16 protein-coding genes are annotated in these 21,748 nt (G+C 32.4%); 5 read left to right on the top strand and 11 right to left on the bottom strand.

Going from position 1 to position 21,748, the window contains the following annotated elements:
* Positions 1-11: 11 nt before the first annotated feature.
* The 3 genes from Z053_RS0122790 to mazG all read right to left on the bottom strand — a co-directional run bounded on the left by Z053_RS0122790 (position 12) and on the right by mazG (position 6,340).
* A complete protein-coding gene (locus Z053_RS0122790; RefSeq protein WP_025667276.1) occupies positions 12-3,050 on the bottom strand; it encodes a SusC/RagA family TonB-linked outer membrane protein in 3,039 nt (1,012 codons plus the stop codon).
* A gap of 575 nt (positions 3,051-3,625) precedes the next feature.
* Positions 3,626-5,161, bottom strand: coding sequence for a helix-turn-helix domain-containing protein (locus Z053_RS29195; RefSeq protein ID WP_152538378.1), 1,536 nt, complete (start codon positions 5,159-5,161; stop codon positions 3,626-3,628).
* A gap of 405 nt (positions 5,162-5,566) precedes the next feature.
* Complete coding sequence (mazG, locus tag Z053_RS0122780; protein ID WP_025667274.1) at positions 5,567-6,340, bottom strand: nucleoside triphosphate pyrophosphohydrolase; 774 nt, start codon at positions 6,338-6,340, stop codon at positions 5,567-5,569.
* 91 nt (positions 6,341-6,431) lie between these two features.
* Between mazG and Z053_RS0122775 the strand changes: the two genes are divergently transcribed.
* Positions 6,432-7,733 carry a glycosyltransferase gene (locus Z053_RS0122775; RefSeq protein ID WP_051476126.1) on the top strand — a complete coding sequence of 434 codons (1,302 nt, stop codon included), beginning with the start codon at positions 6,432-6,434 and terminating at the stop codon, positions 7,731-7,733.
* Between the two features lie 10 nt (positions 7,734-7,743).
* On the opposite strand, the gene Z053_RS0122770 is transcribed toward Z053_RS0122775, so the two are convergent.
* From Z053_RS0122770 to ruvX, 8 genes are all read right to left on the bottom strand, one after another.
* Positions 7,744-8,688 carry an NAD(P)H-dependent flavin oxidoreductase gene (locus Z053_RS0122770; protein ID WP_025667272.1) on the bottom strand — a complete coding sequence of 315 codons (945 nt, stop codon included), beginning with the start codon at positions 8,686-8,688 and terminating at the stop codon, positions 7,744-7,746.
* A gap of 27 nt (positions 8,689-8,715) precedes the next feature.
* On the bottom strand, positions 8,716-9,903 hold the full coding sequence (mnmA, locus tag Z053_RS0122765) for a tRNA 2-thiouridine(34) synthase MnmA (protein ID WP_025667271.1): 1,188 nt from the start codon (positions 9,901-9,903) through the stop codon (positions 8,716-8,718).
* Between the two features lie 113 nt (positions 9,904-10,016).
* A complete protein-coding gene (locus Z053_RS0122760; RefSeq protein WP_025667270.1) occupies positions 10,017-10,706 on the bottom strand; it encodes a toxin-antitoxin system YwqK family antitoxin in 690 nt (229 codons plus the stop codon).
* Between the two features lie 147 nt (positions 10,707-10,853).
* The gene (gene yidC, locus Z053_RS0122755; RefSeq protein WP_025667269.1) at positions 10,854-12,740 is read right to left on the bottom strand and encodes a membrane protein insertase YidC; all 1,887 of its coding nucleotides are present in this window, start codon (positions 12,738-12,740) and stop codon (positions 10,854-10,856) included.
* Positions 12,741-12,831: 91 nt separating this feature from the next.
* Positions 12,832-14,472, bottom strand: coding sequence for a CTP synthase (locus tag Z053_RS0122750; protein ID WP_025667268.1), 1,641 nt, complete (start codon positions 14,470-14,472; stop codon positions 12,832-12,834).
* Positions 14,473-14,677: 205 nt separating this feature from the next.
* Positions 14,678-15,100 (bottom strand): DUF5606 family protein, encoded by a 423-nt coding sequence (locus Z053_RS0122745; protein ID WP_025667267.1) that lies wholly within the window; start codon positions 15,098-15,100, stop codon positions 14,678-14,680.
* 206 nt (positions 15,101-15,306) lie between these two features.
* Positions 15,307-15,897 (bottom strand): peptide deformylase, encoded by a 591-nt coding sequence (gene def / locus Z053_RS0122740; RefSeq protein WP_025667266.1) that lies wholly within the window; start codon positions 15,895-15,897, stop codon positions 15,307-15,309.
* 24 nt (positions 15,898-15,921) lie between these two features.
* On the bottom strand, positions 15,922-16,332 hold the full coding sequence (ruvX, locus tag Z053_RS0122735) for a Holliday junction resolvase RuvX (protein ID WP_025667265.1): 411 nt from the start codon (positions 16,330-16,332) through the stop codon (positions 15,922-15,924).
* 126 nt (positions 16,333-16,458) lie between these two features.
* On the opposite strand from ruvX, the gene Z053_RS0122730 reads away from it, so the two are divergent.
* From Z053_RS0122730 to Z053_RS0122715, 4 genes are all read left to right on the top strand, one after another.
* A complete protein-coding gene (locus Z053_RS0122730; protein ID WP_025667264.1) occupies positions 16,459-17,274 on the top strand; it encodes a 2,3,4,5-tetrahydropyridine-2,6-dicarboxylate N-succinyltransferase in 816 nt (271 codons plus the stop codon).
* 76 nt (positions 17,275-17,350) lie between these two features.
* The gene (locus Z053_RS0122725; protein ID WP_025667263.1) at positions 17,351-18,412 is read left to right on the top strand and encodes a glycosyltransferase family 9 protein; all 1,062 of its coding nucleotides are present in this window, start codon (positions 17,351-17,353) and stop codon (positions 18,410-18,412) included.
* A 25-nt stretch (positions 18,413-18,437) separates the two neighbouring features.
* Complete coding sequence (locus Z053_RS0122720; protein ID WP_035096597.1) at positions 18,438-19,217, top strand: glycosyltransferase family 2 protein; 780 nt, start codon at positions 18,438-18,440, stop codon at positions 19,215-19,217.
* Positions 19,218-19,371: 154 nt separating this feature from the next.
* Positions 19,372-21,747 carry a TonB-dependent receptor gene (locus Z053_RS0122715; RefSeq protein WP_035096596.1) on the top strand — a complete coding sequence of 792 codons (2,376 nt, stop codon included), beginning with the start codon at positions 19,372-19,374 and terminating at the stop codon, positions 21,745-21,747.
* Position 21,748 lies beyond the last annotated feature (1 nt).

Raw genomic sequence — 21,748 nt, 5'->3', positions numbered from 1 at the left:
CTATCTTTTTTTTAAAATGTTAAATTAACACCCAGTGTATATACTTTTGCCGGTGGTGCAGAATAAAAAGTACTACCTACATTAGTATTAGTATTAGCATCATCATTAGTTGATTCTGGGTCATACCCTCTAAAGTCTGTAAAAGTTAGAAGATTTAATCCAGATACATAGAGTCTTATTTTATTCATTCCTAATTTATCCAATGCGCTTTGCGGTAAGGAATATCCGAGTGTTATATTTCTCAATCTTATAAAATCTGCATCTTGCAAATATCTGGTACTATTAGAATGTCCATTATTTAAAAACAATCTTGCCTGAGGTACATCTGTTATATCTCCAGGGTTCTGCCACCTATTTTCATAAATATAGACATCTTGATTATCTAAACCGTTTCCGAAACCTGTTTCCTGGTATTGTCCAGCACCATTATATAATTGAGCTCCCCATTGTCCTTGAAAAGTAAAAGAAAAGTCAACTGTTTTATAATTCAGTGTACTTGTAAGACCTCCAAACAAATCTGGGTTAGGGTTTCCGACGATAATTCGTTCTGCCTGTGAAAAATCGTTAGTTCTACCTCTATTTATAGTACCATCAGCATTGGTTGTATTCAAAATATATTCTGCATCACCATTAGCTGGATTCACACCTGCATACTCTACCATATAGAAAGAATTAATAGGCTCTCCTTCTCTAAGAATATTTTGGCCTGTGATCAAATCATCACCATTTGGTAAACTAACAATTTCATTTTTATTTGTAGCAATATTAAAACTAGTTTCCCATGTAAGGTTATCTGTTTGAACATTTATCGTATTTAACACAAATTCAAAACCTTTATTTTCTAGATTTCCAATATTCTTAAGTATTCCAGCATTATTAGGAGCACCTGTTTCATATGGAAGTCGCTGATTAAATATCAAGTCATCTGTTTTCTTAATATAATAATCGATCTCACCAGTTATTCTATTATTTAGAAATCCAAAATCAAGACCAAAATTTTGCTGTGCAGTTTCTTCCCATTTTAAATCAGGGTTATCTATTTGCGTAAAAGCAATACCCGAAACACCTCCATAATTAGTACCTCCGTAAAGAGCCAAAGAACCAAAATTAGCAGTAGGAGTATTACCATTAACCCCCCAACTGGCTCTAAGTTTTAAATTTGATAATATACTAGAATCATGCAAAAAGTTTTCTTCAGACACAATCCAACCTACCGAAACTGCAGGGAAAAATGCATTTCTTTTATCTTTACCAAATCGAGAGGATGAATCATGACGAAGAGTAGCATTTATAAGGTATCTCTTTTTAAAATCATATGATGCTCTGGCAAAATAAGCCAGCTGTGCCCAATTTGTAAAAGTACCAGCACCAGCCGAAATGGTTGCTGCACTAGAAATAGATCTAAAACTATCGGTAGGAAAACCATCTCCAGTTACCGAATTAAATCTATTTTTTAGCCTAGTATACGTCATCCCTAAAACAAAATTTAGACTAGATGCTCCACCCGATGAATAGTCATAAGTAAAATAATTATTTGTAGATAGTATTTCTGTACCATCATCTGAAGCAAAACTTTGACCATTTGTAGATTGAAATGGCGCTAATCTACCTGTATTTCTATCCACTGTCTGATATAAATAGTCATAACCAAACTCTGATCTTAAGGTTAATGATGGTAAGATATCTATATCTCCAAATACCTTCGCTAAAATCCTTCTAATCGAAGTCTTACGGAAAGAGTGTTTATCTTGCAATAAAAAATTACTATATAGTGTTCTTGTACCTGTACCATTAGTTCCATTTGGCTCACCATTTAAAAGATAAGCTGGTGATGTAGGCACTTGCGCAATAGCTTGCATAGGAGTAACAAATGCATTATCCCCTGCTATTCTATTAATTATAGTACTCGAATAACTTGCATTCACACCAACGCTAAGGCTTTTGCTAACATTGTGATCAATATTTGCTCTCATACTATAACGATTTAAACCGTTACCTCTAATAATACCTTCTGAATCATTGGCCGATCCTGATATAAAGCTCACCGTCTTTTCATTTCCACCAGAAATAGACACATTAATATCATTAATATAGCTATCTTGAAAAGCTTCCTCTTGCCAATCTGTATCGAGAGTTCTCCAATCCTGATCTCCTTCATATCTTGGCAATCTATTGTCTACCCAATCATCGGCAACAACCTGATCTCCAAATCTGTTGAATGCAGATTCTCGAAGTAATTCTTCATACTGACTTGCATTTAGCCAATCTCTTTTATTTGTTGGTTTTCCAAACGCGGTAGAAAGATCTACAGAAACCTGTGATTTTCCCTCTTTACCTCTTTTGGTTGTAATCAATATAACTCCATTCGTTCCTTTTGCGCCATAAATAGCTGTAGCCGATGCATCTTTCAAAATATCAATTGATGCTATATCATTTGGGTTTACCGTTAATAAAGGATTCAAATTTGCACCAATCGAGGACGAATTTCTATTATTCATCTCAATTCCATCAATAACATATAATGGTTCTTGAGAAGCCGATATCGAAGAAAGTCCTCTAATAATTACCTTTACACCACCTTCTAACTTACCATTAATTTGTGTAATTTGCACACCTGGTGCCTTGGCTATTAATGCATTTTGTACACTAGGTGTAGAAATACCACCTATTTGACCTGCCTCAATTTTTGACACATTACCAGTTAGCAACCGTTTTGATTGGGTACCGAATCCAACCACAACTACTTCTTCTAATACTCCTACATCTTCTTTCAGCACTACATTAATTTCATTTTGTCCCGATACAGCAATCTGCTGGGTAACAAAACCTAAATATGAATACACAAGTACTTCGCCTATATCGGCATTAATTGTGTATTGCCCGTCAAAATCTGTTTGTGTACCTGTAGATTTACCTTGTATTATAATGTTAACCCCAGGTAATGGTAGCCCTCCTTCTCCCTGGACAGTTCCAGAGATTTGTTGTTGGGCAGACATCATGCCCGATACTAAAAAAGCGAGCACAAATAGTTTGTAATGATGTAACCTCATAAATAGAATTTTTAAAAAAGATTAAACTTAAATAGTTAGTTTTATCACAAAAGGAAGAAGAGAATTACATGTATAATTACGCTTACGTTTTTACGAATTGATATAAAATTTCATAAAAAAACAACATATACTCAATTTATCTATTCTTTTATTTATGATATCATAAATATAAGCATTGTTTATTAACAATCCTTAAATTTTTAAAAATACATCATATATTGAAAGTGATTTGAATACTAAAATCAACTTGTAGATTACATTTTTAACACAAAAAAGATATTTTTTTACAAGTAAAAAATCAATATTTTAAAAAAGATTAAAAAAAATGAATCATTTGATCTAAAAAAACGTAGAAAAGAGTAAATTCTAAAAAATAAATATCAAAATTTATGCCTTTTAAAGAAAACTAATATGCAAAATCAGGGCTATTATTTTCCTTTCTTTTATTCTAAATATCGATATACCCAACAGCATACCTTATTGGTTTTCAAACAAATAAACGAGTGCGAATAAAGATAAAACGCGTTTCTGAAAAGAAAAAAACTCGCCTCTGATCTAAGATTTCTTGCGCTATGCTATGCTACAAATCGTTTTAAATATTCTGAGGGAGTAATTTGGTTATATTTTTTAAATGATTTATTAAAGGTAACTTTATTATTAAAGCCTACTTCATAGGCTACATCGATGATATTAAAACCTTTATACTTTTCTCCTTTTAAAATTTCTTTGGCTTCTTCTATTCTATATTTATTAATTAATTCAAAAAAATTAAGTCCGAAATGTTCATTTATAATCTGAGAAGTATTGTGCCTCGTAGTATCTAGTAATAGCGAAACTTTATGAAGAGTAATATCATTTTGTTTATAAATTTTCTCTTCTTTTAGCAAATACAACAGCTTTACTTTAAGCTCTAGTGACAAACTAGGTGTTAGTCCTGATTTTTCGTATTTATTATTTTTATTTTTTAGTATTTTTTCTTCTTTTTCATCTTCCGACTTTACTATTCTCAATTTTCCGAATAGTGAAGGTTGAACAAATGCAGAGTAGCTAATATATAGAACCATAACTGCTAACGAAACTACCTGTACATTAAACAAAAACCCACTACCTAAATGCAATACATTTAAAAGTGCATATATCGCATATGACAATACATATACAGCACAAAATACCATTATGTTTCGCTGCCAATTAAGTAATTGTTTCGAAAAATACAACCTCTTCTTATCCCTTCGGACATAAACATTAACCATTAAAACACCATAAATTAACAATGATAATAGCTTAGAAATTGAAATCAAAGTAAGGTATGGTCGTTCATAATTTATGACCATTCTAAGTTTTTCTTCTGCTGGTAATAAATAAACGGGCAATAACAATATTACTAGAAAAATGGTAGGAATCAAGTGTAATAGGTCCAAACGTTTGAACTTATAGTTTTGTGATGCTCTTTTAAAATAAAAATATATAATGGGGCCATATAACAGCCCAAACGTAGAGAACATAAATAACGTATGCGGCCAATAATATTCATAATTCATAAAATACAATCCCAAATGGGCCATAAAACATGAATTCAGGAGTACAAAAATACTCATTAGTAAACTAGCAGCTTTATCTGTGCCTTTACGAAAATTTAATACTATAGTTATAAAAAACCCTACAAAAGAAATATAAAAACAAAAGAGGGCAAACCACCCAAATTGTTTTAGATACTTCTCTGCAAGTTGTTTATAGGATTCTGATGTGCTTATTTGGTCAAAATTACTATGATCAACAAAAGTTACATCAAGAGTTGATTTAATATACTTTTCGATAAACTCACACGCTAATTTGGGTTGATCAATTTTGGCATAAGAAAATGCCAGTTCTTTAAATATAGCAGTAGAGTCTGCTATCTTTTCTCCTACTATAGCTTGATCAGCTTCTGTAATATATACAAAATCTGCTCCATTAGAAAACTGATCTTTAGAAAATAACAGTTTATAGGAGGTTCCATCCTCATTTCTCTCACTTGTTTCAATAATGAAACAATATCCTTTTAAAGGAATGAACAAAATAAAGATGAAAAACAAGTATGTTAATATTGTTCTTCTTTGAGTTAGCCTCACGATTGATTGATTGATGATGAATTTAACCACTAATTTACGATTTCTTTCTGTTAAAAAATTGTTATAGAAGAGTATCCCGATAATATTTTACCTAAAAAACTAGTGTTTATAGGCTTTTCGGGGTAATAAAATAAGTGAAAACCATAAAAAAAAAGTGCAAAAACAGTATTCATAAATCTATTTATCATCAAAAAAAGCTGATTATTGCTATGTTTTAGCATACAAATAAAAACTTAGAAAGAATATATAAGATTAGATAATTTCAAAATCCTCAATTGAACGTTTTTATCCTCTAAAAAATGACATTTTTCTAAAAATTTCAACAAAAATTTCAATTTTGGTAAACTTTCTCATACTATATATTTTCTTCAATAATAGTATATAAGGTAACAAGCATAAATATGATTATAGCTTTTTTGCTTCTTCCCAAAAAACATCCATTTCGGCAAGTGTCATATCTCTAAGGCTTTTATTATTTTCTTTTGCTTTTGACTCTAAATACTGAAACCTCTTTATAAATTTTTTGTTCGTACGTTCTAATGAATCTTCTGGGTTTACCTTAAGAAAACGAGCATAATTAATCATAGAAAAAAGAACATCTCCAAATTCTGATTCTATTTTTTCCTGGTCCTCTACTTCTATTTCGTGTTGTAATTCATCAAGTTCTTCTTTAAGTTTTTCAAATACCTGATAAGGTTCTTCCCAGTCAAACCCTACTCCAGCCACTTTATCCTGAATTCTGCTTGCCTTTACCATTGCTGGTAAAGATTGAGGAACTCCTTCGAGAACACTATTTTTTCCTTCTTTAAGTTTTAAATTTTCCCAATTACGCTTTACATCTTCCTCATTATCAACAGTAACATCTCCATAAATATGAGGATGCCTATGGACTAATTTTTCGCAAATCTCGTTGGCTACATCTGCAATATCAAAAGCTTTTGTTTCGCTCCCAATTTTAGCATAAAACACGATATGTAATAACAAATCTCCAAGCTCTTTTTTTATTTCTTCCAGATCATTATCTAAAATTGCATCACCAAGCTCATAAGTCTCTTCTATAGTTAAATGTCTTAACGACTGAAATGTTTGTTTTTTATCCCACGGACATTGCTCACGAAGCTCATCCATGATAGTTAATAATCTATCAAAAGCTTGAAGCTGATCTTCTCTTGAGTTCATTTATCTTTTTATTTCAAAAGTAATGTTTTATCAAAAATTAGGTTTAGTTTTAATATATTATAATTTTACCCTCCTAAAAAAACATATCTTAATGACACTGATGTCTCAAAAAAAAATCCTTTTCGCATGTATACCTGCGGATGGGCATTTTAATCCTATGACAGCTATAGCTATTCACCTCAAAGCAAAAGGATATGATGTAAGATGGTATACTGGAGAGGGGTATAAAAATAAGCTACACCAAATGGGAATACCGTATTTACCATTTCGAAATGCACAGGAGCTTAAAATAGAAGAAATAGATCAAATGTATCCTGATCGAAAAATGCTAAAAGGAATTGCACACATTAAGTTCGATATCATTAATCTGTTTATTAATAGAATGAAAGGTTACTATGAAGATATAGCAGAAATACATGAAATTTTTCCATTTGACATTTTGGTATGTGACAACACTTTTCCCGGATCTATTGTTAAGAAAAAACTTAACGTGCCTATTGCTAGTATAGGGGTTGTACCTTTAGCACTTTCTGCGCCCGACATTCCCTTATATGGCATTGGTCATCAGCCTGCTACAACATTTTTCGGCAAGAGAAAACAGAATTTTATAAAGCTAATGGCAGACAAGCTTATTTTTAACGAAACAAGAGTTGCATATAATCAGTTATTGCGTTCATTGGATTTACCTGAAGAAGAAAACCTAACTATTTTTGATGTCGCCCCTTTACAATCGGATGTTTTTTTGCAAAACGGGATTCCTGAAATCGATTATCCAAGGTATAGTCTTCCGGCTTCTATAAAATATGTTGGTGTACTACAAGTACAAACTAACAATAAAAATCAAAAGGTAAAAAAAGATTGGAGCACTATTCTAGACACCTCTAAAAAAGTCATATTGGTATCTCAGGGAACTGTAGAAAAAAATCTAGATAAACTTATCATTCCATCTCTAGAAGCTTTTAAAGATTCAGATTACATAGTTCTGGTAGCCACGGGCTATACCAATACTAAAGATTTACAAAAACGATATCCTCAACAACATTATTATATCGAAGATTTTATAGCTTATGATTCTGTAATGCCTCATATAGATGTTTTTATTATGAATGGAGGATACGGCAGTGCCTTACTTAGCATTAAACACGGTGTGCCAATGATAACTGCAGGAGTTAATGAAGGTAAAAATGAGATCTGTTCCAGAATGGATTATTCTGGGATTAGTATCGATCTAAAAACAGAAAAACCTCGAGTAATTACAATACAAAATGCTACCGAAAAAATATTAGGAACAGATAAATATCTAGAAACGATACTGACCATACAGCAACGTATGAATTCTTATGATACCCTAAATATCTGCGAGCAACATATTACTTGTCTTATTTCAGAATGAAAAAAGATTTTTATAAGGAAACACCGTTCATTTTATGCTGTATAGTATTGAATTCAATTATCATATCTTCCAGTATAGCAGCTACTGGTTTAATGTCATGAATTAATCCTGACACTTGTCCTATCTCTAATTCTCCTTCAATTAGATCTCCTTCAAACATACCTCTTTTCGCCCGGGCACGCCCTAATAGTGTTTTTAACTCATCTACCGAAGGCGCCGTAGCATATAATGCTTCTACATCCTGATAAAATTTATTTTTAAGTAGCCTTACCGGGGCTAACTCCTTTAGAGTAAGTTGCGTATCTCCTTCTTTTGCCTCTACCACCATATTTTTAAAATTGATATGTGAAGATGCTTCCTCACTTGCCACAAAACGACTTCCTATCTGAACACCATCTGCTCCCAGAGCCATAACAGCATACATAGCCGCACCTGTAGCAATACCTCCGGCTGCGATTAAAGGAACATTTATTCTTTCTTTGACCATAGGAATCAATGCTAATGTAGTAGTCTCATCTCTTCCATTATGCCCTCCTGCTTCAAATCCTTCTGCTACCACTGCATCAACACCAGCCTCTTGTGCTTTTAAAGCAAATTTAAGGCTGCTTACTACATGTACTACTGTAATTCCTTTTTCTTTAAGGTAAGAAGTATATATTTTTGGATTCCCGGCAGAGGTAAATACTATTTTTACACCTTCTTCGATAATAATCTGTATAGCCTCTTCCAAATTAGGATATAACATCGGAATATTTACTCCGAAAGGTTTACTGGTTGCTTTTTTACATTTCTGAATATGCTCTCTAAGTACATCTGGATACATAGATCCCGATCCTATAAGCCCCAAGCCTCCTGAGTTACTCACTGCACTTGCTAACCTCCAACCACTTGCCCATATCATCCCCCCTTGTATTATTGGGTATTGAATATCAAATAGCTCTTTAATTTTGTTCATACTATATAAATATGTGTAGTTTAATTTTTATGAGATTACTCCAGACCCAACTAATTCATCTTCGATATACCATGCTACAAATTGACCTTCGGTTATTGCGCTTTGATCATTTTCAAAAACCACATATACTCCAGAATCAACCCTATACAATGTAGCTTTCTCTAATGGTTGTCTATATCGAATTCTCGCCATTACTTCTAGCTCTTCATCTATCATTAATTTAAGATCATCTCTCACCCAATGCAGCTCTTCTATAGCTATAAACAAAGCTTTTCTATATAATCCAGGATGTTTTTTTCCCTGACCTGTATAAATAGTATTCGTTTCTACATCGGTTTCTATTACGAAAAGTGGTTCTGGAGTACCTCCAACCGCCAAACCTTTACGTTGTCCTTTAGTATAAAAATGTGCACCCTGATGTTTTCCTACTACCTTACCATCATTAATATCATACGTATATTTGTTAGATAAAAACTCTAATTCGTCTCTTTTGGATACAAATTGAGGGCGTTCTCGTTGGTATTTTTTTTCTGAAGGAGATATTTCAATAATATTTCCTTGTTTTGGTTGTAATTTTTGTTGAAGAAATTCTGGCAGTCTAACTTTCCCAATAAAGCATAATCCCTGAGAGTCCTTTTTATTTGCAGTTGCTAAGCCTTGCGCTTTGGCAATATCTCTAACTTCGGGTTTCAGTAATTCACCTACAGGAAAAAGTGTTTTTGCCAGTTGTTCCTGAGATAGTTGACATAAAAAATAAGATTGATCTTTATTAGGGTCTTTTCCTTCTAATAAACGATATACTTCTTTTCCTTCTTTTATAATAGTATCTTTTCTACAATAATGTCCTGTAGCTACATAATCTGCTCCAAGCGATAATGCAATTTTTAGGAAAACATCAAATTTGATTTCACGATTACATAATACATCCGGATTTGGTGTACGTCCTTTCTCATATTCATTGAACATATAATCAACTATACGTTCCTTATACTCTTCACTAAGATCAACAGTCTGAAATGGTATTCCTAATTTTTCTGCTACCAATAATGCATCATTACTATCATCTAACCAAGGGCATTCATCAGATATTGTAACCGAGTCATCATGCCAGTTTTTCATAAACAAGCCAATAACTTCATACCCCTGTTCTTTAAGTAAATATGCGGCTACACTAGAATCAACTCCACCCGATAATCCTACGATTACTCTCTTCATCAAAAATGCTGTATTTAATCTTTAAAATTTTTATGCAAAAGTAATAAATAAAAAAAGCAATGCTAGTGCAATGCTTTATGGTTTTATCTATAATGGTATTTTATATATCAATCCTAAAACCCTCTTTTTTGAACCGGAAATAATTTTTGTTCAGAGAGTTTTCCTTCTTTATAGTAGTTCCACATACCATCTTTACGTCCTCTTTTATAATTTCCTTCGATAATCAATATTCCGTTTGTATCATAATACTTAGTAATCCCATGTAACTGGTCATTTTCATAGGTAAATTCTTTTATGATCACACCTGTATCAGAATACATAATTCTTTTTCCGTTTTGCTTGCCATTGATATACAGAGCTTTTTCGGTTAACTGGCCATTTTCAAAATAGGTAAGTTGTTCTCCTTCTAATTTTCCAGATTGGTATTGTTCGGTCATCATAATCTTATCAGATCCTTTATGGTAATATTTCCATATTCCTATTCGGTTTTTACCAATCATCTGACCCTCACTTATTACTTTCCCTTTTTGAGTAAAGTATTTAACGCCAACTGTATCGTTATCTTTTGAGAACGTTTTAATTGCAGTAGGAAACTCCCCATTAATAGGTTTGTAAAATTTAAATTCTCCTATTTCTTTTCCGTGATCAAATTTTCCTTCATAGCGAAGCTGGTCGCTATCTTTGTATTTTTTTTGCCATTTACCATGCCGTTTACCATTAGCATCAAATGCATTATATTTTTGACCTAAAACAGAGCAACATACAAGAAAAGATAAACTACAAAATAAAAATATACTTCGCATAACTACAATTTAATTTGGGACATTATTTCAACAAATCTAATCTCCAAAAAGTATACCAATAATATAAAATCAAATTCACAAAACGAAGGTTAAATTAAAAAAAAGCTCCTTATTCAGGAGCTTTTCTAAAATATATGAACATTAAGGTTATTTCTTTTTTGTCTTTTGTTGTTGTTCTGCCTGTTCCATTAATTCCTTCATTTTTTTCTGAAACTTACCTTGTTTCTTAGGTTTCTTCTTATTTTCTTGAATCTTGGCATGAATCTTATCTTCATCAATAATTACATTTTTAATGACTAACATAATCCCTATAGTAATTAGGTTAGAAATAAAATAGTACAATGATAAACCACTTGCATAGTTATTAAAGAAAAACAACATCATTAATGGAGATAAATACATAATAAATTTCATATTAGGCATCCCTGGTTGTTGTGTTTGCATTGTTTGCCCTGTAGTCATCATCATGTAGATAAAAATAGCTACCGATGCCAGTATAGGAAACAAACTGATATGATCTCCATAAAAAGGTATAGTAAATGGCAGCTCTGCTATAGTATCATAACTAGATAAATCATCTGCCCACAAGAAACTTTTTTGTCGTAATTGAAATGCACTTGGGAAGAAATTGAATAAGGCATAAAAAACAGGAATCTGCATTACCGCAGGTAAACAACCGCTCATCGGGTTAACCCCTGCTTTGCCATAAAGAGCCATTGTTTCTTGTTGCCTCTTCATCGCATTATCCTTATGTTTTTCGTTAATTTCTGTAATCTCTGGTCGTAAAACTTTCATTTTAGCCTGTGATAAATATGACTTGTACGTAACGGGAGATAAAATGATACGTACAATAATGGTCATCACAATAATAGCGATCCCATAAGGCAGAAAACCACTTAAAAATGCAAAAAACGGTATAAACAAATACTTATTTATTATCCCAAAAATTCCCCAACCTAGAGGTACTATCTCATCAAGATTACGCTCATAAGTATTTAAAATTCTATAATCAGTAGGACCATAATACCAATCCATTGAATAATTAAGTTCTCCTCCTTGTAGCTCTAAAGGCATAGAGGCAGAAAATTCTTTGGTTACTTTTATATCTTTATCATCCAACTCGCTTGAGTTTGCTATATTTTTAGAAGTAAAAGATGCTTTTTTGAATGGAGTATCTGTTAGCAGCACAGAAGTAAAGAAATGTTGTTTAAAAGCTATCCAACTCACATCTTGCTCTTCGTCATCTGCAAACTCTCCTTGCCCTAAATAGTCATCTTTATCACCATCATATTCATATAAAACCTCGGTATATCGATTTTCATATGTTGCGCTTTTAGCATGTCTTATCCCCTGAAGTTTCCAATCCAGGTTTACTGTTTGACTACTATTAATTACTTGTTGTAACCCTTGAGATCGAACTGTAAAATCAACCATATACTCATCTGGTTTCAGTTCATATCGATATTCTAGAAATTTGGTGTTCGAAACCTTTAGTTTCATAGATAAGATTGTATTCTCTCCATTTTTGGTTACCGTAGGTTCAAAGAATAAATCTTTTGTATTTAAGATTCTATTATCTGTAGTTCCAAAATTAATATTGAAAGAAGCATTTTTCCCGTCCTTAATCAGATAAACAGGAACCGAATCATAGGTTTTAAAGTTTTTTAATAATGCTTCAGAGATATACCCTCCTCTATTATTTACTTTAAGGCTCAAAACTTCATTCTCAATCTTGGTGAATTCATCTTTGGCCGAAGGTAAACTAGCAGAATACGAAAATGCTCCTAATTGCGATTTTGCATTAGATAATGCAACCGAATCTAATGGATTTGCTATGATAGCTTCGCTTTCTTTTACAAAATCTGTAGTTTTTTCCTTGTCTGTTTTTGTCTCTGACTCTAACTGTTCTTTTTTAGCTTTTTCTGCCTCAATTTCTTCTGGAGTTGGTTGATTTAGGTAGAACATCCAAACGATGATTCCAAAAATAAGTGCAAATCCAATTATCGAATTAAGATCAAATTTCTTTTCTTCCATGTATTGATGTATAAAAAGCCTTTATCTGATATCTCAGAAAGGCTTTTAGAATTATATATTGTTATTTTGTTGTCAATTATCTAGCCAATTACTATCCTTGTGACACTTTGGCACTCTTATCACTTTTTGAATATTCTACAGCGGCTCTTATAAAAGCAATAAACAAAGGATGTGGGTTTGCAACTGTACTCTTATACTCTGGATGGTATTGAACCCCAACAAACCAAGGATGATCTGGGATCTCTACAATTTCTACCAATCCAGTTTTTGGATTAACCCCTGTAGTACTAAGTCCTGCTTTTTCTAATTGTTCTTTATAATTATTATTATATTCATACCTATGGCGATGGCGTTCGGCTATCATAGATTTCCCGTATGCTTCAAACACTTTACTGTTTTCTTTCAATTCACAATCCCAAGAACCTAATCGCATAGTACCTCCCATATCGGTAATATTCTTTTGCTCTTCCATAATATCAATTACTGGATGTAGAGTATTTTCATCTACTTCTACAGAAGAAGCTTCTTTAATTCCCATAACATTACGAGAATACTCAATAACTGCCATTTGCATTCCTAAACAAATTCCAAAAAATGGGAGTTTATTTTCTCTAGCAAATTGCACTGCTTTTATTTTTCCTTCTGTCCCACGTTCACCAAATCCCGGTGCTACCAAAATACCATCTAAGTGAGCTATTTCATTTTCTATTGTATCGTTAGTAATATACTCAGAATGTATACTTACCACATTTACTTTCACTTCATTTTCTGCACCTGCATGAATGAAAGCTTCTAAAATCGATTTATAAGAATCTTGTAGTTCTACATATTTACCTATAAGTCCAATAGTGACCTGGCATTTTGGATTTTTATGCCTCTGCAAAAATTTATTCCAGTTTTCTAAATCCGGAGTATCATCATCTTGAAGTACCAGTTGTCTAAGAACTACTTTATCCAGACCTTCTTCTAACATTAGATTAGGTACATCATAAATTGTAGATGCATCTATAGATTGTATTACTGCTTCTTGTCTAACATTACAAAAAAGCGCTAGTTTTTTACGTAAATCATCAGAGAGTTCATGCTCGGTTCTACATACCAAAATATCTGCTTTGATCCCACTTTCCATCAATGTTTTCACACTATGCTGAGTAGGCTTTGTTTTTAACTCTCCAGCTGCAGAAAGATATGGAATTAAAGTTAAATGAATCACTAAAGCATTAGTATCCCCAAGTTCCCATTTTAATTGACGTACAGCTTCTATATACGGTAAAGACTCTATATCACCAACGGTTCCTCCTATTTCGGTAATTACAATATCGTAGGATCCGCTTTTACCCAGAATCTGTATTCTTTCCTTTATTTCGTTTGTAATGTGCGGAACAACCTGAACTGTTTTTCCTAAAAATTCTCCTCTTCTTTCTTTTTGAATAACACTTTGATATATTCTTCCTGTAGTTACATTATTGGCTTGAGAGGTTGGCGTGTTCAGAAAACGCTCATAATGCCCCAGATCAAGATCAGTTTCTGCTCCATCGTCGGTTACATAGCATTCACCATGTTCATATGGATTCAAGGTTCCCGGATCAACATTAATATATGGATCCAGTTTCTGAATTGTAACCCTGTATCCTCTTGCTTGTAATAATTTTGCCAGAGAAGCTGCTATAATCCCCTTTCCTAAAGAAGAAGACACACCTCCGGTTACAAAAACATATTTGGTATTAGCCATGTAAACTAAATATTTAGTAAGATTGTATTAAAATTTTGCGCAAAAATACAAAGAAGTCATCAAATCATACATCGAAAATCGATCAATATTATGTAACTTATCCATATTCCTTCAACAACTTAAAAATTTGAAAATGAATTCACAACATATATAAAAAAATAAAATCCTGCCTCACGACAGGATTTTATTATAAAAAATTATGTTCTTATTCTTCTTCTTCAGTAACTTTCTCTTCTTCTATTTCATCAAAATCTGTTAATCCTTTGGATTGTAAAATATTATACCATTGAATTACTTTTTTCATATCGCTAGCATACACTCTATCCTCATCATAATCTGGTAGCACTTCGCTAAAATAAGCTTCTAATTTGTCTTTAGATTCTTTGTGACTTATAGCTTTTTCGCCATTTTCTTTTTCAAAAATCTTTTTAAAGATTTCTCGTAAGGGAACTTCTTCTGTAAATGTATAAATTGCAATTTCGCTAAGCACACTTACATTGTGTCTTATACTTACCGATAACCTTTTTCCATCTAATAAAGATTCTGCTAAAAATCCACTTCGAGTTTGAGTTTTTAACTCATATAAACCAGGTTTACCCGAAATTGCTAATATTTTATCTAAGCTCATATATTTTTATCTATTTATGATATATTTCTTTTTAAAGATCAGACCTGTATTAACGCAGATCGATAAGGAATTTACACGCCAATTATTTCAATTACTATTAAAATTTTTAAAGCTTGTTCATCTTCCTCACAAAGTTGGCAAATATCAGTAGTTCGTTTTAAAAAATCAAACATTTAACCAACATAAATATTAAAAGTAGCCTGTGATTACCTACCTTTTTTTAGTAAAGGGAATCGCATTCTGTATTCTGAATTAATTTTCCCTTTAGAAATATTTGCCAGTTTCCCTTTTATTAAACGCTTTTTAAGGCTCGATAGTTTGTCTGTGAATAAAACACCTTCGATATGATCATATTCATGCTGAATTACTCTTGCTGCCAGCCCGCCATAAGTCTCGGTATGCTCTACAAAATTCTCATCAAAATAGTGAATTTTTATAGTTTCATTACGAAATACATCCTCTCGTATTTCAGGAATGCTTAAACATCCTTCGGCAAAAGCCCACTCCTCACCTGTTTCTTCTAAAATAGTAGCATTAATAAATACTTTTTTAAAATTCTTTAACCGATCTGCTTCTTCTTTAGATAATTCTTCATCTTCAGAAAAGGGTTCTGCATCAACAATAAATAATCGAATAGGAAGTCCAATCTGTGGAGCTGCTAACCCTACTCCATGTGCATTATACATGGTCTTAAACATATTATCCAGCAATTCTGATAATTTGGGATAATCTTTGGTTATCTCTTTTCCTTTTTTCTTCAATACCGGATCTCCGTATGCTACAATGGGAAGTATCATATTTTATTTCTTATTTCTAATTATTTATCGATTATACAAATAATCTTGCAGTATAATCGTCGCACTAATCTGATCTACTAATGCTTTATCTCTTCTTTTCTTTTTTGAAATACCACTAGCTATCATTGTATCAAAAGCAATTTTAGAGGTAAAGCGTTCATCAATTCTTTTTACAGGAATATCTGGAAGTAATTTATTCAATTTCTCTAAAAAAGGTAAAATTAACTGTTCGCTTTCTGAAGCTTCTCCATGCAACCTTTTAGGTTCTCCTACTATAAAAAGCTCGACCTCTTCCTTAGACACATAATCCTTTAACCATAACAATAAATCACCAGTATCGACAGTAGTCAACCCAGAAGCGATAATCTGCAATTCATCTGTAACTGCAATCCCGCAACGTTTTCCTCCATAATCAATCGCTAAAATCCGTGGCATTCCTTTTTTTTGCAAAAATATAATATTATTACAAAACGACACTTATTTATTAATGGTTTCCTAAAATATCTATAATAGATACTTTTTTCAAAGGAAGCTGTTATCTTTACCAAAATTTTTTATTCGATGAACCAACTAAAAGAAACCATAGAAAAAGCCTGGGAAAACAGAGAGCTTTTAAAAGAATCAAATACGCAAAGTGCAATACGTGAAATAATTAACTTATTGGACTCTGGAAAACTTAGAGTTGCAGAACCTGTAGAAGGTGGCTGGCAAGTAAATGAATGGGTAAAAAAAGGAGTAGTACTATATTTTCCTATTCAAAAAATGGAAACTCTAGAAGCCGGAATTTTTGAATATCACGATAAAATTCCATTAAAAAAAGGATATGAAGCCAAAGGAATTCGCGTAGTTCCTAATGCTGTTGCACGTCACGGTGCTTACATCTCTCCTGGCACTATCTTAATGCCTAGCTATGTAAATATAGGAGCCTATGTAGATCAAGGAACTATGGTAGATACATGGGCAACTGTGGGTAGCTGTGCTCAAATAGGAAAAAATGTTCATCTTAGTGGTGGTGTTGGCATTGGTGGTGTTTTAGAGCCATTACAGGCTGCTCCTGTAATTATAGAGGACAATGCATTTATAGGATCTAGATGTATTGTAGTTGAAGGAGTTCGAGTAGAAAAAGAAGCTGTGTTAGGTGCTAATGTAGTATTAACAGCGTCTACCAAGATCATTGATGTTACAGGAAATACTCCTGTAGAAAGAAAAGGAATTGTTCCTGCTGGATCTGTTGTAATCCCAGGAAGTTATACAAAGAAATTTGCTGCTGGAGAATTTAATGTACCTTGCGCTTTAATTATTGGAAAACGTAAGGAAAGTACAGACAAGAAAACTTCACTTAATGATGCTCTTCGTGAATATGATGTAGCCGTATAGTGTAAAGCATATAGAAAGAAACTTGAGCTTGTCTTCTCTTTTTTAAGACAAGCTCAATTATTTTGATCAATAGCATATGAAGATTTTGGTTATTCAACAAAAGATGATTGGTGATGTGCTCACAAGTACTATTATTTGTGAAGCATTACGAAAAGAACACCCTAATGCTACTATTGATTTTTTGGTGAACTCTAATACTAAATCTGTCATAACAGAAAATCCATTTTTTGATCATATCATAGAGTTTAAAAATGAATTTCAAAATGACAAAAGGGCTTTTTACACTTTTTTAAAAGAAATACGAAAGTCCAAATATGATCATGTAATCGATGTATATGGGAAATTAGAAAGCAATCTTATCACTTTATTTTCTGGTGCTTCAAAAAGAGTATCTTTCTATAAATGGTACACTCAGTTTTTGTATACCAAAACCATTAAAAGAAATCTTGTTCCTATTACAAATGCTAGTATAGCCATTGAAAACAGATTACGTTTGGTTTTTCCTGAAAACAGAATTACTTCTGAGATTACGAGACCAAAAATATTTTTAACTAAAGAAGAAAAAGAAAAAGCTCGTGAGTTTTTAGAATCTAATGGAATTGTTACCAAGACGCCATTAATAATGATTAGTGTTTTGGGTAGTGAAATGAGAAAAACACTTCCTTTCGAATATATGGCTGAAACTATAGATGCAGTTGTTAAGAATACAGGGGCAAATATTCTTTTTAATTATATCCCAAATCAAGAAAAAGATGCCCGCACAATCTACAACCATACCATGCCTAAAACACAGAGGCATATTCATTTTGATGTATTCGCCAAAAGTTTACGAGGATTCCTTGCAATTCTCTCTCATTGTGATGCATTAATAGGCAACGAAGGAGGAGCTGTAAATATGGCCAAAGCACTTGACATACCTACTTTTACTATTTTTTCTCCCTGGATTCATAAAAAACATTGGAATATGTTTGAGGATGGAGAAAGGCAAACATCGGTTCACTTATCTGATTATATGCCTGAATTATTTTTAAACAAAAACACTAAAGAACTCAAAAAGAAGTCCTTAGAACTTTACCCTTATTTCAAAACAGAATTGTTCATTAATCAATTATATATTTTTTTAAGTAAAAACTTGTAATTTGCATTTTTAAAACTAAACTATCATAGAAAAAGACGTTTTACATAGAGAAAAAATTACAGCTATAGTCCCATGCTATAATGAAGAACACAATATCAAAGATGTATTAGAATCAGTTTCATTTGCTGATGAAATTATGGTTGTTGATTCTTTTAGCACAGATAAAACGGTCGAAATCGCAAGAGAATATACAGATTTCATTATCCAAAGAAAATTTGATTATCCTTCATTTCAAAAAAATTGGGCTATTCCGCAAGCTACGCACCAATGGATATTATTAGTTGATGCAGACGAAAGAGTAACCCCTGAGCTTAAAAATGAAGTCTTGGAGGTATTAAAAGATCCCGGAAAAGATAATTATGTAGCATACTGGATAAAGCGAATGAATCATTTTATGGGAGAAAGAATACACTATAGTGGCTGGCGAAATGATAAAGTTATTCGACTATTTCATAGAGATAAATGTAAGTATGATGACAGGCATGTACATGAAGAAATTGTTACTCCGGGTAAAATAGGAATATTAAAAAACAAATTTTACCACAATACATATACTACTTTTGACGCTTATATCAATAAGTTAAACAGATATGCCTCTTGGCAAGCAGAAGATTATGACAAAAAAACAAAACGATTAACACCATATCATTTTGTTATAAAACCACTTTGGGCATTTTTTAAACATTACATTATACAAAGCGGATTTAGAGATGGTGTTCCTGGTTTAGTCATAGGTTATGTTCAGGCATATGCAGTTTTTATGAGATATGTAAAGCTTTGGTTATTTAGGAAAAATCGAAAATAACATGTAAAGGTTTCTCTATTTTTTCTCAGAAAAAAATTCTTCCTTTAAAAAAAACCAGGCTTATCAGGTTTTTTCGAGGTTCTTCTTTATTTTAGAATACATAGTATATAACAGATATAGTTTTGAATAAAAATTGTTTAAAACTATATCAAATATGAAGAAACAACTTGTATACCTATTTTGTCTATTTTACCTTGGAAGCTATGCTCAGGAAAAATTTTCAATAAGTGGATATGTAAAAGACAATCTTTCTGGGGAAAAACTACTGGGAGTTAATATTATTATTAATAATACTTACGGAACTACCACAAACGACTATGGTTTTTATTCTATAAATCTAAAAAAAGGCATTCACCAAATTGAAATTAGCTATTTAGGATATAAAACCATTAGTAAAGAGATTAGTATAACTGGCAATCAGAAAATAGACTTCGATCTCTCCGAAGAATTGGCAGAATTAGATGAGATTATAATTTCTTCTAATACAACCCGAAAGAATATCGAGTCGACTGAAATGAGTGTGATATCCTTAAAAGGAGAAACCATCAAAAAACTACCCGCTATACTTGGTGAGCCAGATGTACTAAAATCACTTCAATTATTACCCGGCGTATCCAGTGTTAATGAGGCTTCTTCTGGATTTAATGTAAGAGGTGGCTCTGTTGATCAAAACCTTATACTTCTTGACGAAGCTACTATTTATAATGCCTCTCATCTGTTTGGTTTTTTCTCTGTCTTTAATTCTAATGCTATTAAAAATGCAAAGCTATACAAAGGAGGAATCCCATCAATATATGGAGGTAGATTATCATCGGTACTAGATATTAAACAACGAGAGGGTAATACCAAAGATTTTGGTGGAGAAATAGGAGTTGGTTTAATTTCGGCAAAAGCACTTATAGAAGGGCCAATATTAAAAGGGAATAAAGAAGAAGCTTCTGGAAGCTATATGCTCGCAGGCAGAAGGTCTTATATTGACTTGTTTACTTTTCTTACCGATGATTTTAAAAATAGTTCGCTTTTTTTCTATGACCTCAACCTTAAATCGAATTACAATATTAATGCTAACAACCGTTTATTTTTATCAGGATATTTTGGCAGGGATAAATTCGAGCTAGATAAGTTTTTAGGAACCATATGGGGAAACACATCGGCATCCTTACGCTGGACTAGTATTCTTAACGAAAAACTCTTTTTGCAAACCTCTGCTATCTATAGCAATTACGATTACAACCTTGATAATTTGAGAACAGGATCTGAGTTTAGATGGAAATCCAGTATTACTAACTATAATTTCAAACCAAGGTTATCCTGGTTTATTAATAACAATAATACTCTTAAAACAGGTATCGATATTACATATTATAATTTCAAACCAGGGAAAATATCTCCTTTTAAAGGCTCTACTATTAATGAGGAAGAATTTAGTCAGAAATTTGGTTTAGAAAATGGTATTTATGCCGATTTAAAACAAAAACTTTCTAAAGATTTAAGTTTGCAATATGGAGTACGTTGGTCAAATTTCTCAAGGTTAGGAAAGGGAGACATTCGTGAATATAATACAGGAACTCCTCTTACCTATAACGCAGAACAAGATATTTATGAAGAAAATGAAGTTACACAGATCACAAATTATAGCTCTGGAAAACGCATTAAAACATTTAATGGTTTTGAACCTAGAATTTCTATTAGATACCTTTTAAACGAATCTAATTCTTTAAAACTAAGTTATAATAAAATGTATCAATATTTACATCTTATTTCTAATACTACTTCTCCTACTCCTCTAGATGTATGGTCGCCCAGTGGCCCGTATTTATCGCCACAATCAGCAGATCAGCTCGCACTTGGGTATTTTAAATCTTTTAAAAAAGGGAAATATGATCTAAGCCTTGAAACTTATTATAAAAAACTAAAAGATGTAACCGATTTTATTGACGGAGCAGATCTTTTATTTACTGAAGAAATAGAAACTCAGGTCGTACAAGGAAAAGGAAGAGCATACGGACTGGAAGTACAACTTAATAAAAACGAAGGCAAGCTTACGGGATGGTTGAGCTATACCCTCGCTCGCTCTGAAAACAAAGTACTGGGTATTAATAACAACAAATATTACCCCAGCAATAGTGATCAATTACACGAACTAAACCTGGTAGGTTTTTATAAACTTAATAATAGGTGGGATTTTGGAGTAAACTTCATTTTTGGCTCAGGAAGGCCCGTTACTTACCCTACAGGACGATATACACAAAGTGGACTAGTGGTAGCCGATTATAACAATAGAAATGGCAATCGATTACCTACATATCACAGATTAGATATTTCTGCAACATTAAATCCAAAAAAAGGTAAAAAAGGAAAATGGGTTTTCAGTATTGTTAATGTGTATAACAGGCAAAATGCAGCCTCGATCTATTTCAATGAAATTGGCGAAACTAACAACGTAGAGATAGCTACGGGAATGACACAAGCAACCAAATTATCATTCTTTGGGATCGTACCTAGTATATCATACGAATTCAAATTTTAAA

It is taken from the genome of Aquimarina megaterium XH134, from assembly GCF_000520975.1.
In the GTDB taxonomy this organism is placed as follows: domain Bacteria; phylum Bacteroidota; class Bacteroidia; order Flavobacteriales; family Flavobacteriaceae; genus Aquimarina; species Aquimarina megaterium.
The sequence above is the reverse complement of the archived record's forward strand: the minus strand, read 5'-3'. Positions and strand labels throughout refer to the sequence as shown.